Source organism: Streptomyces sp. NPDC006309 (assembly GCF_040613095.1).
Classification (GTDB): domain Bacteria; phylum Actinomycetota; class Actinomycetes; order Streptomycetales; family Streptomycetaceae; genus Streptomyces.
The window spans coordinates 23,850-35,874 of the sequence record NZ_JBEXRO010000019.1 but is presented as its reverse complement, the minus strand read 5'-3'; the positions used below and the strand labels follow the sequence as shown (position 1 = coordinate 35,874).

Here is a 12,025-nt window from a genome sequence, read left to right as displayed (position 1 = left end):
GCAGCGACGACACCGTAGTCGCGACAGGACCGGTCCGGCCCTCGAACAGACCGTGTCCGTCCAGGTCGCCTGGGCGCCCTGTTCACCCTCAACCTGTACCTGCTGGACGAGCGGGGCATAGCCCCGATAACCACGGGCCTCCCCGCACCGCGCCCGGCATGACCGGCTACCGCGCCGCCTTCCTCGCCCCGGCCGCACCGAATCTGCTCGGCCTGTACGCGGCAACCCGCGTCAGCGACACCGAGGCGGCCAGCACCATCCCCCTACCACCACCCCCGAAACACAGCCCGTACCACCGTCCTCGACCCCGGCGGTCACCCGCTGGTCGTCCAGCGCGGGCGGACCGCGGGCATCCTGCGCCCCCAGATCGCCCACGCCAGGGCATGGGGCTGCCTCGGCACCGGCCGGGGCGGGGCGGTCGGTGCCGGCGCGGCTCGAACGGGAACGTGAACGGTTCGCTGCGGCAGTACTTCGCGAAGGGCACCGATCCGTCCCGGCACAGGCGCGAGCACCTGGGCTTCGTCGCCGCCGAGATCTGTAGCCCCCCGCGCAAAGCGCCCGGCTGGGAAACCCCGGCCGGGCGCCTCGCCAAGCTCCTGGCCACAGCCAGTCGATCACCTGTGTTGCAACGACTCCTGGGATTCGCCGTGTGCGGCGGGGGCATCCTCGTGCTGGGTCGGTCAGGGCTGTGCGGTCAGCGTGAAGCTCTGTGCGGGGGAGCCGTCACAGGTGCGCTGCGTGAGCTGAACGCTGTTCGTCGAGGCGCTCGCCGCGGTCAGGCACTTGCCGCTGTGCCGGGCCGTGAAGTGATAGCGCCCGGTGCTCTCCTTCACCGGCAGCCATTGCTGGTTCTGTCCGCCGGAGTAACTCCACAACTGAAGAGGCGCGTTGTCGGCCGTCGAGACGCCGGTCACGTCGATGGCCTGCTGTGGATCGGGGCGGACGGCTGCCTGCCGGTAGCCGCTGTCGGTCGAGCGGAACTGGAACTGCTGTGCCTGAGTGCCGTTGCAGGCGTACTGCTGGATGGCGGTCCCGTTCGCCGTGGCGGCCGAACGGGCGTCCACACAGGTGCCGTTGCCGGCATTTGTCAGTGAGTACCAGGCCGTCACGGAGATCGAGTCCGCCGGCGGCGTGGTCGTATCGGCCCCGCCCAGCCACTTCAGGCCGTCCAGCAGGAACCGGTTCTGTGTCGTGCTGGCGAACGTCGACGACGTACGCGTGTCGGTCGAGTAGTTCATCGCGTTGTGGCCGAAGTTCGCGTACAGCATCTTGTACCGCGTGTTGGTCCACAGAATCGGGTAATAGCCGCTGTACCAGGACTGGTTGGGATCCGTGCCGAGGGGGAAGCTGCTGGGGTCGATCGAGGCGAGGATCTTGATGTCGGGGTTCTGCCGAAGGTCGTTGGACCAGCTGTACCACTCGCTGACCGACGAGGTGAACGTGGCCGGCAGGTTCTTGGTGGACGGGTGCGTACGGTCCTCCACCTTCAGGACCGACGTCGTCGGACCCCAGGTGTTCGTCGCGAAGTCACCGGAGCCGAGGAACGTGTTGTGGTACCAGGGCCAGCCCGCCGCATTGGTCGTGAAGGCGGCGACATGGAAGCCGAACCAGGCGCCGCCATGGCGCATGTACGTCTCGAAGCCCGTCCGTTGGGCCGACGTCTGCGGCAAGTCGTCGAGGAACAGGACGACTTGGTAGGAGTTCACGCCGCCGTTGCTGAGCAGGTCCCAGTTGTTGCTGGCCGTGTAGGTGAAGCCGTTCGCCGCGGCCTGCTTGGGGAACCAGTCGTTCGCCTCCTTGACGAAGTCGATGTGCGCGGCGTCGTAGGTGCCGCTGTAGAGGGCCAGTACCTTGAACGGCGTCGCCGAGGAGCTCGCCTGGGCGGCCGGCGGTGAGGCCGGACCAAGCAGCATGGCCAGCAGGGCGAGGGCCCGCAGGGCGGCGCGCGCCGGACCGGATCTGATGGTGTGCATCGGCTCATCGATCCTTTCTGCGCGGTTTACGGGTAGTTGGTGAGGTAGGCGACGTTGGTGCTGGAGTTGGACGGTCCTCCGGTGTTGTTGATGACATGGCTGATGGTGCCGACACCGCCGAGCGATACGGTCACCATGTCGTGGAACTTGACCCCTGACACACTTGGCACCTCGAAGGCGCGATCGGCGACCACGCTCGAGTTGGCGCTGAAGTAGCAGTAGCTGCCCAGCCCCCATGCCTCGTGGGAGGTGACGGAGGAGGCGACCTTGTAGGCGGGGTAGCCCTTTCCGCTGCCGTTCATCCAGGAGGACTGGTTCGGCGCGTCGTAGGGCATCTCGTTCTGGAAGAAGTACGTTCTGCCGCCGTTGCCGTTCCAGATGACCTGGGTCTTCTGGTAGTGCTCGACGAACAGGCCGTACGCGGTCACGTTGTTGCCGTTGACCACCAGGCCGGTGTCCGCGGTGTTGGTGCTCCAGCCGACCGTGCCCCCGTTGCCGTGGTCGGCTCTCCAGATCCAGCTGTGGTCGATGATCGTGCCGGCGCTGTTGATCACCAGCGAATCGGTCGCCTTGCCGACGGTGGCGCCGCCGATCCGGATGAAGACGTCGGACAGCTGGATCGGGTTGGCCGCATGCGCGGCGGACGAACCGGCCGGACCGATCTGCATCAGCGTCTGGGAGTTGGTGGTGCCCGCGTCGATCAGCAGGCCCGCGATCTCGATGCCGTCCACGTCAGCGGTGGAGAGGGCCGTGATCCCGCCGTCCGGCACGAAGGTGGCCAGGCCCATGCCCAGCACGACCGTGTCGGGGCGAGTGATGTTGATCGTCTGGTTGAGGTGGTAGACGCCGGGGGTCACCAGCAGGTTCTTGCCGGCCGCAAGAGCGGTGTTCATGTCGGCCGCGGTGGCGCCAGGCTTGACGATGTAGAACTGGTCGATCGGCAGGGACTTGCCCGCCGGGGTCTTCCCGCTCCACGTGGTGCCCACGGCGTTGCTCTGCAGCCCGGGAACGAACACCTGGTAGGCGCCGGCGCTGTTGACGTACAGGAACGGCTTCTCGCGGATGGTCGGTGAGCTGGCCACGTTGGTGTACGTCGGGAAGGACTGGGCGGGCGCGCCCTGGTCGCCGACGAAGACCATGTTCCAGTTGGAGCCGGACCAGCTGCCCATCTGCGAGTTCCGGGTGAGGAACTGTTGCTGGGAGCCGGACTGGATCTGCCCGTCGACCTTGGTGTCGGAGATGAAGCCGCCGCTGGACCAGCCGCCGTCGTCGAGCGCGAGGTTGCCGCGCACGTGCATGCGCCGGTACGGGGCGGCCTGGGAGACGGCCCAGCGGTCGCTGCCGTTGGTGGGGTTGACCGACAGGTTCTCGGCGTCGCGCCAGAAGTTCTGGGTGGCGTTGCCCTGGAACCAGTCGGCCTCCGCGTGCACGGAACCGTTGATGGTCACGTCGTCGGGCGAGAACCCGAGACCGGCGACCTGGGTGTAGAAGCCGACGTTGGCGTTGGCGCTGTAGGTGCCGGGCTTGAACAGCAGGGCCTGGCGGGCCGAGCCGAACTGGTTGGTCTCCTGCTGGGAGAAGACCGAGTTCAGCTTGGACTGGATGCTGGACGACGGCATCGACGGGTCGAACACCGTCACGTTGGGACCGAAGTCCGGGGTGCCCGGCGGGTTCGTCGTGCCTCCGCCACCCAGGATGAAGGACTGCGCGGCACTGCCGTTGCAGGTGTACTGCACCAGCTGCACACTGTCCGCGGTGGACGCGCTGGGGACGTCCAGGCACTTCCCGCTGTTGCGGTTGACGAAGTGATAGGCGCCGTCCGCCTCGGCGACGGGCTGCCACTGCTGGTTGTTGCCGCCGGAGTACGTCCACAGCTGGGCGGTCGCGTTGTCGGCGGTGGAAACGCCGGTGACGTCCCAGGCCTTGGTGGCGTCGAGGTTGCTGTTCACCCGGTAGTAGCCGCCGCTGGTGGCCACCAGCTGCCAGTTCTGGGCGGTGCTGCCGTTGCACGAGTACTGCTGGACGGCGGTGCCGTCGGCACTCGCGGCCGAGCGGGCGTCGACACACTTGCCGCTGCCCTTGTTGACCACGGTGGTGTAGCCGGTGGGCAGGGCGTCCGCCGCGGAGGTCTGCGCGCCGGCCGAGCTCTCCGAGGCGAACTCGATGCCGGTCACCGTGGTCGCCACCAGCGCGACCGCGGTCAGAGCCTTCGGTATCCGGTGGCGGCCGGACAGTCGCTTCCGTCTGAGCACGGATTTCTCCTGGGTAGATGGGGGGAGGAAGGGGGAGGAGGGCGTCCGTCAGCCGGTGTACTTGGCGAAGATGCTGGTGAACTGCCAGGCGTTCTGGGCCACGCCCGAGCAGGTGTCGTTGTTCGGGTAGGTGCCGGAGCAGGGACGGTCACGGTTGACCGACCAGAACGTCAGCCGCGCCAGGTGGTGCTGCTGTGCGTAGGCCAGGATGGTCTGGAAGTCGGCCGTGGTGACGGTCTCGTTGACGTCCGTGATGCCGTTCATGGACGAGATGCCCATGTCCCGGTACGCCTGGTCGTCGGTGTACTTGTAGGCGTTCTTGAGCGCCGTCTTCAGGCCCTCCGCGGCCCGCTGCGTGAGCGTGCCCATGTTCTGGCCGGCGCCGCCGAAGTCGAACGGCATGATGGTCCAGCTGTCCACGGTCAGTCCGGACGCGGCGGCCCTGTTGATCAGACTCGTGTCGGGACCGCTCTGTCCGGTGCCGATGGTGACGTACACCTTGATGCCCGGGTTGTTGGCCTTGACGGTCTTGAGGGCGTCCACGGTGCGCTGCTGGACCGTGGAGTTGCTGTAGGCGTCGGCCTCCAGGTCGATGTCGATGGCCTTGAGCCCATAGGCGTTGACGACCTTCTGGTACGCGGCTGCCAGCTCTCCGGCGCTGGAGCAGGAGCTCTCCAGCTTGTTGCCGCTGTACCCGCCGAAGGACGGGATGACGTCGCCGCCGTTCGCCCGCACGGTGTTGACGGTCTGCTGGTCGACGCCGCCGGTCAACGGGCGGCCGCCGTCCCACTGGGGGTTGCAGTAGCCGTTGCTGAGGACGAAGGCCAGGGTGAACCACTTGACGCCGGTGGCGTTCATGACGGTGGTGGGGCTGGGCGGGCTGCCCCAGCCGTTGTAGATGTACGGGGCGACGGCCATCGGCGCGGAGGTGGAGGGCGGCGGAGTCGTGCCCCCGTCGGCGGCGGGTGCGGTCCACTTCTGGTTGGCCGCGCCGGTGCAGCTCCATATCTGTATGGCGGTGCCGTTGGCAGAGGTGTTGCCCGTGACGTCGAGACACTTGTCGGCCTGCGGATTGACGATGTCGCGGGCCGGGCTGACCGTCCACTTCTGGTTCGCGCCACCGCCGCAGTCCCACAGTTGGAGCCTGGCGCCGTTGGCGGTGGAGTTGCCGGTGACGTCAAGGCACTTGCCCAGGGCCCGGATGGTCCCGTCGGAGCCGACAGTCCACTGCTGGGCGGCGGTGCCGTTGCAGTCGTAGAGCTGTACGGCCGCGCCGTTGGTGGAACTCGCACCGGCCACGTCGAGGCACTTGCCCCCGAGACCGGTGATGGTGCCGGTGGCCGCCGCCGCGGGCGACACGCTGATCGCACTGGCGGAGAGGGTCAGTGCTGCGGTCGAGAGGGTGACGCGCAGCGCGGTGGAGCGCGCGAGGGAACGTCTGACCATCAAGGGGATCACAGCCCTTCAGAAGTGGCTGATGGTGGGGGATGTTCGCATACGTGAACGACGAGCGCATTCGTGGAGGCTCGGTGATCGGTGAACTTAAAGGTCTGCACCAGACGCGTCAAGAGGTGAAGGCAAGGGAGGCGTCGGATCGGGATTTCCTCCCAAGGAGTTGAACGAGCCGTCAACCATCGGCGGGACGACGGGCAGCCGGGAATCCGGCGTGCGGCACCGGAATGTGACAGCGGTCAGCCGAGGCTCAGGCGGTGCGGAACCTCAGCCACGAGCAACGGGACATGGACCGATCCGGACCGGCGCCGAGGTCCAGCGAGTCGGCTTGGGAGCGGCACCCTCCTGGCCGGTGACCGTGCGACGGGCCACCCACCAGACCGCCGCGGACAGCACGAAGAGGCCAATGGCCCACGGCAGCAGGCCGTCACCGAGCTCAGCGTGCCGTGCCGGCGCACCAGTGCGCCGCTGTCGACGTGCGCTTCGAGCCGCTCTCCCGCATTCGTCCTGACGGGGACGGTCGCCGGCGTGACGAGGGCCGGCACCGGCAGCACGACGCCCAGCCGCCGCGCGGCGCGGGCCCGGATCGCACAGACGACGAGTGGCAGTGTGTTGAGCGGCACGATCCCGAAGTGCACGAACAGGACATGTGCCGGCTGGCCGTTGACCGCAATAAGGCTCATCGGACTGTCTCGCGGAAGGCTCGACCGTGGAGGGAAGGGTGCGGCCGGCAGGTGTTGTCTCCGCCGCCCGGTGGCGCGTCGGCGTGGCACGGCAACCTCTCAGGTCCTTCCGGGGAGAACGTGGTCAACAGTGGGCTGTACTGTCACGGCACGCCCCGCAGAGCCGCCCTCCAGAAGATGCAGGGCCCTCGCCGGCCGAAGCCCGCACCGCGCCCTTTCCGTGACAGCGTCCGGCCGCCGGGCGGCGAGGGTGAGGCGGACGGCAGCCCGGACCGGTGTTCCCCCGCTTGTCAGCTGAAGGCGCCTGAGTGGGGTGCCCATCAGGGCGCCCGGCCCGGACAGTACTGCCAACCGAGGCTCGGCACCCCGCGGGTGTGTTAGAAATGTAGTGATCAGAGGGGTACTTTGCAGCAGCTCAAGCTCGGAATCATGTCGCAGACCCGCAAAGAGAACGAGCACCGTCTGCCCATCCACCCAGCGCACTTCGAACGCGTCGATGTCGACCTCCGGCGCAGCATCTATCTGCAGACCGGCTACGGCGAGCACTTCGGCGTTCCGGACCGTCAGCTTGCACCGTGGGTCGCCGGTTTTCGCTCACGCGAGGAGTTGATCGCGGAGTGTGACGTCATCCTGCTGGCCAAACCGTTGCACGAGGATCTGGCGGAGCTGCGGGACGGGCAGGTGCTGTGGGGGTGGCCGCACTGCGTGCAGGACGAGAAGGTCACGCAGGCCGCCATCGACCGCAGGCTCACGGTGATCGCCTTCGAGGCGATGAACCACTGGACCCGGGAGGGCACGTTCAGCCTGCACGTTTTCCACAAGAACAACGAGCTGGCCGGCTACTCGTCGGTGCTGCACGCCATGCAGCTGACCGGAACGACCGGTGACTACGGGCGCCGGCGGCGTGCGGTGGTGATCGGCTTCGGCGCCACCGCTCGCGGCGCGGTGACCGCGCTCAGCGCGCTGGGCGTTCACGACGTGGACGTGCTGACCGCCCGCGGCATCGCCGCCGTCAGCTCACCGATCCACTCGGCACGGATCGTGCACTTCGACCACGACGTGGCCGACGACACCCTCGACCCGCGGCGCAGCATCGCGCTCACCGAGGACGGTCCGGAGCCGCTGGCCGAGTTCCTCGCCGGGCACGACATCATCGTCAACTGCGTGCTCCAGGACACCGCGGCGCCGCTGATGTTCCTCATAGAGGAGGACCTGCCGAAGCTCGCGCCCGGCACCCTCGTCATCGACGTCTCCTGCGACGAGGGCATGGGCTTCGCCTGGGCTCGGCCCACCACCTTCGACGCCCCGATGTTCACCGTCGGCGACCACGTCCACTACTACGCCGTGGACCACAGCCCCTCCTACCTGTGGGATGCAGCCACCTGGGAGAACAGCGAGGCGCTGATGCCGTTCCTGCGGCCGGTCCTCGAAGGGCCGGCCGGCTGGGACGGTGACCGCACGATCAGCCGAGCGATCGAGATTCGCGGCGGCGTCGTCCAGAACCCCGCGGTCCTGGCCTTCCAGCACCGCGCCGAACAGTACCCGCACGCGCGGCTCTGAACCGACGCCGCCTGGTCGACGGCATACCCACCCGGGTACGCCGTCGACCAGACGTCCCGGTCTTCCGCCAGCCGTCGCTCGTACGTCGCCGACTTCCCTGACTTCGCGTCGCTTCCGGGGACAGAATCTGAGACGACATGGCGTGTCCCCGGAATGAGACAGCCGACGTCTACACCCTTCACACCAGCAGTTCTGCCGCTGTGGGCGGGTCTGCTCCTTCACGCCCGCAGGTGAGCGCGGCTACCCGGGCGGCCACCGCCAGCGCCTCGCCGAGGACCGCGGGCAGGCGATCGGTGTCCGTCGCCGCGCGCAGTGCCGTGCGGGCCGTCGCTGCCTCGGCTCCCGGGCCGCCCCCCAGCAGCCCGGCGTCCAGCAGTCGGCCGGCCAGCCCTGCCATGAACGCGTCGCCCGCCCCCACGGTGTCCCTCACCCGGACGGGCACCGGCACGATGTCCTGGCAGCCGTGCCGCCACCAGGCCCGGGCGCCGTTCGCGCCCAGGGTGAGGACGACCAGCGCCGGGCCGCTTCGTGCCCAGCGCGCCGCCGTCCTGTCGGGGCTCTCGCCCGGGTGGAGCCAGGCCAGGTCTTCTTCGCTCGCCTTCACCACGTCGCTGAGGGCGACGAGCTGTTCCACCCGTTCACGCTCCCGCTCCGCGGAGCGGAGCAGCGCGGGCCTCAGGTTGGGGTCGTAGGAGAGGGTGGCAGAGGCCCGTAGGGCGTGCAGCGCCCTGAAGACCTGGTCGGCTCCGCGATTCAGGGCGGTAGCGATGGATCCGGTGTGGACGTGCGCCGGCGGTCCGTCGCGCAGCGCTTCCTCGACGGCCGCCGACAGTGCCCAGGTGATGTCGAAGGTGTAGCTCGCGGCGCCCGCGGCATCGAGTACGGCGGTCGCCGTGGAGGTGGCGGCGTCGACCACGGATCCCGGTGACAGCTCGACCCGGCTGCCCTCCAGATGCTTCCGGACCAGGCTGCCGAAGTGGTCGTGGCCGACGCGGGTGGCGAGCCGGACCGGGTGGCCGAGTCTGCCGAGGCCCAGCGCCACGTTGGCGGGGCTGCCACCGGGGTGGTTCCGGCGGGAACCGTCGGGGCCGGCGATGATGTCCACCAGTGCCTCGCCGATGACGATCGCCGGGAGTGCGGGGGCCGTCGAGTCCCCTGCGCCGGCCGGGACGTCGGGCGCCGGCTCTGTGCGGGCCCGGCCGTGCCCGCGTCCGGTACCCCTGGTCACGGCAGTACCTGGATCTTCCGGCCCTTCCCCGCCTGGAACCGCCGCAGGGCTTCGGCGTAGTCCACCAGCGGCAGCCGGTCGCTGATGAAGATCTCCGGGTCGAGCACCCCCGCGGCGAACAGTTCGGCGGCGCGCTCGTAGCTGTGCAGGACCGCCATCGAGCCGGTGATGGTGATCTCCTCGTTGTAGATCCGGTACGGGGCGATGGTGGCCCGCGTCGCGTAGTCGGCGACGCCGAACTGGAGGTACGTGCCCCCCTTGCCGACCCGGCCGAGGGCGTCCTGGATGGCGTGGGCGTTGCCGGTGGCGTCGATGACCACGTCCCAGCCGCGCGGGCGCTCGAGGGCGTCGGCGGTGGTCACCGCGTTGCTGCAGCCGAGCGTGCGGGCGGTGGCGAGCCGGTCGTCGTTGATGTCGACCATGTCGACGGTGGCCGCCCCGGTGCGCTTGGCGAGTTCCAGCATCATCAGGCCCATAGTGCCCGAGCCGTAGATCAGCACATTGCTGGCGAGTGTGGAGCGCAGGATGTCGTAGCCGCGTACCGCGCAGGACAGCGGCTCGATGAGGGCGGCGTCCTCGGTGCGGACGTGCTCGGGGAGCTTCACGCAGTTGGCGGCGGGGGCGGCCGTGTACTGTGCCGCGCCGCCGGGGACGGTGACACCGATGGCGTTCCACTGCTCGCACATGTTGCCGCGCCCTATACGGCAGTAGTGGCACTCGTGGCAGTACAGAGAGGGATCGACGGCGACCCGGTCGCCGACGGCCAGGCCGCGTACGCCGGAGCCCAGGGCGACGACCTCGCCGGCGAACTCGTGCCCGGGAACGATGGGCAGGGCGGGTGCGAACTCGCCTTGCAGGATGTGGAGATCGGTGCCGCACAGGCCGCAGGCCGACACCTCGATCACCACCTGCCCGGGGCCGGGGGCGGGATCGTCGACGGTCTCGACGCCGACCTGGCCGGGCGAGCTGATGACGGCGGCTTTCACTTGACTGCTCCGAGGGACAGGCCCTGGACAAGCTTGTCCTGGGCGGCGAATCCGGCGATGAGGACCGGCAGGGAGACGCAGACGGCGGCGGCGCACACCTTGGCCAGGAAAAGGCCCTGGCTGGTGACGAAGCCGGTGAGGAACACGGGTGCGGTGCCGGCGACGACACCGGTGAGCACACGTGCGAACAGCAGTTCGTTCCAGCTGAAGATGAAGCAGATCAACGAGGTGGCGGCGATGCCGGGGGCGACGACCGGCGCGACGATCCGGGCAAGGACGGTGGGCAGTCCCGCACCGTCGATGGCGGCCGCCTCCAGGATCTCGACGGGCACCTCGGCGAGGAACGAACGCATCATCCATACCGCGATCGGAAGATTCATCGAGGCGTAGAGGACGACCAGCAGCGCGACGTTGTCGAGCAGACCGCTGTCCTTGGCGATCAGATACACCGGCAGCAGTCCGGCCACCGCGGGCAGCATCTTGGTGGACAGGAAGAAGAACATCGCGTCCGTCCACTTACGCACCGGCTTGATGGACAGCGCGTAGGCGGCCGGGATGGACAGCACCAGCACCAGGAGCGTCGACAGGACGCTCGCGGACAAGGAGTTGATCAGCGGCGGCCAGGGGGAGACACCGGTACTCGCGCCGAAGAACTCTCGGTAGCCCCGGAGGGTCAGCGGGGCCCCCAGGCTCGGTGGGTTGGTCGCGGCGTCGGACTCGCCGTGCAGCGAGGTGAGCACCATCCAGGCGACCGGAAGGAAGAACACGACTCCCGAGAGCCACGCCAGCAGGCCCAGTGCGCCGCGCCGGCGTCGGGCCCCGCCGCCGGGGCTGCCCGTGGGGCCGGTGGTGAGGGTCGCGGCCATCAGCGGATCTCCTCTCGGAGCAGGGACGAGACCGTCCTGAGCGCGAAGCTGCCCACGAGGAGGGAGCAGAGGACGACGATGACGCCTTCCGCGGAGGCCTGCCCGTAGTCGTGCGCCTGGTAGAAGGTCTCGTAGACGGTGTAGGGCAGGTTGGCGGTGCCCAGGCCGCCGCCGGTGAGCGTGAAGACGGCGTCGAAGTTCTGCACCACGTAGATGCTGCCGAGCAGGGAGGCCAGCTCCAGATAGCGGCGCAGGTGCGGGAACGTGAGGTAGCGGAAGACCTGCCAGGTGGTCGCACCGTCCACGCGGGCCGCCTCGACGGCGTCCATGGGGCGGCTCTGTAGTCCGGCCAGCAGGATCAGCATCATGAAGGGCGTCCACTGCCAGATCAGCGACGCCTCCACGGACATCAGCGGCAGCGAGGACAGCCAGTCGGGCTGCGGCGCGCTGTCGCTGCCGAACAGGTCCCACAGCCAGGTCAGCGATCCGTTGATCAGCCCGTAGGTGGCGTTGTACAGCGCGTGCTTCCACAGCAGGGCGGAGGCCACGGGCACGACGAGGAACGGGGTGATCAGCATGGTGCGGACGATGCCGCGGCCGCGGAACCGACGGTCGAGGAGCAGGGCCAGCCCCAGGCCGAGTACCAGGCTGACCAGGACCACGGTGGCCGTCAGCGTGACGGTCGTCAGCAGGGAGGAGCGCAGCTGCGGGTCGGTGACCGCGTCCTTGTAGTTGTGCAGGCCCGCGAAGGCGCGGTTGTCGGGGTCGAGTGCGTTCCAGCGCATGAACGAGATCACCACGGTGCCCACGAACGGCAGCTGGGTGACCACGATCATGAAGACCAGGGCCGGGAGCAGCGGGGCCCGCCGGGCCCATGCCCCGCGAGACCGCCGTGGGGGCGCCGCCTGTTCCGCGATCCGCGGCGCTCGGGTACGCCTGGTGAGCGAATGGGTGAGGGTCATCGGTGTGTCTCCGCTGTGCTTCCGTCCCCGGTCCCGCGGGGGCGGGACCGGGAGGCCGGGAAC

Annotated in this window: 8 protein-coding genes and 1 pseudogene; 2 read left to right on the top strand and 7 right to left on the bottom strand. The window is 68.9% G+C overall.

The features are described 5' to 3' along the window. Window positions 1–425: 425 nt before the first annotated feature. A pseudogene (locus ABZ117_RS23270) lies at window positions 426–605 on the top strand (IS30 family transposase); the annotation flags it as partial. Between the two features lie 75 nt (window positions 606–680). On the opposite strand, the gene ABZ117_RS23265 reads toward ABZ117_RS23270, so the two are convergent. The 3 genes from ABZ117_RS23265 to ABZ117_RS23255 are packed head-to-tail and all read right to left on the bottom strand — an operon-like array spanning window position 681 to window position 5,671. Next, window positions 681–1,973, bottom strand: coding sequence for a ThuA domain-containing protein (locus ABZ117_RS23265; RefSeq protein WP_356823628.1), 1,293 nt, complete (start codon window positions 1,971–1,973; stop codon window positions 681–683). A gap of 26 nt (window positions 1,974–1,999) precedes the next feature. Further along, window positions 2,000–4,225: an RICIN domain-containing protein gene (locus tag ABZ117_RS23260; RefSeq protein WP_356823626.1), complete on the bottom strand. Its 2,226-nt coding sequence runs from the start codon at window positions 4,223–4,225 to the stop codon at window positions 2,000–2,002. 48 nt (window positions 4,226–4,273) lie between these two features. Next, complete coding sequence (locus tag ABZ117_RS23255) at window positions 4,274–5,671, bottom strand: lectin (protein WP_356823624.1); 1,398 nt, start codon at window positions 5,669–5,671, stop codon at window positions 4,274–4,276. Window positions 5,672–6,765: 1,094 nt separating this feature from the next. Between ABZ117_RS23255 and ABZ117_RS23250 the strand changes: the two genes are divergently transcribed. Further along, entirely contained in the window at window positions 6,766–7,920 is a 1,155-nt protein-coding gene (locus ABZ117_RS23250; protein WP_356823622.1) for a N(5)-(carboxyethyl)ornithine synthase, read from the top strand. 178 nt (window positions 7,921–8,098) lie between these two features. On the opposite strand, the gene ABZ117_RS23245 is transcribed toward ABZ117_RS23250, so the two are convergent. The 4 genes from ABZ117_RS23245 to ABZ117_RS23230 are packed head-to-tail and all read right to left on the bottom strand — an operon-like array spanning window position 8,099 to window position 11,962. Continuing rightward, on the bottom strand, window positions 8,099–9,148 hold the full coding sequence (locus ABZ117_RS23245) for a carbohydrate kinase (protein ID WP_356823620.1): 1,050 nt from the start codon (window positions 9,146–9,148) through the stop codon (window positions 8,099–8,101). Continuing rightward, window positions 9,145–10,134 (bottom strand): zinc-dependent alcohol dehydrogenase family protein, encoded by a 990-nt coding sequence (locus ABZ117_RS23240; protein WP_356823618.1) that lies wholly within the window; start codon window positions 10,132–10,134, stop codon window positions 9,145–9,147. The genes ABZ117_RS23245 and ABZ117_RS23240 overlap by 4 nt, the downstream gene beginning before the upstream one ends. Then, entirely contained in the window at window positions 10,131–11,000 is an 870-nt protein-coding gene (locus ABZ117_RS23235; protein ID WP_356823616.1) for a carbohydrate ABC transporter permease, read from the bottom strand. The genes ABZ117_RS23240 and ABZ117_RS23235 overlap by 4 nt, the downstream gene beginning before the upstream one ends. Then, on the bottom strand, window positions 11,000–11,962 hold the full coding sequence (locus ABZ117_RS23230) for a sugar ABC transporter permease (RefSeq protein WP_356823615.1): 963 nt from the start codon (window positions 11,960–11,962) through the stop codon (window positions 11,000–11,002). Before ABZ117_RS23230 ends, ABZ117_RS23235 begins: the two co-directional genes overlap by 1 nt. Window positions 11,963–12,025: the final 63 nt, after the last annotated feature.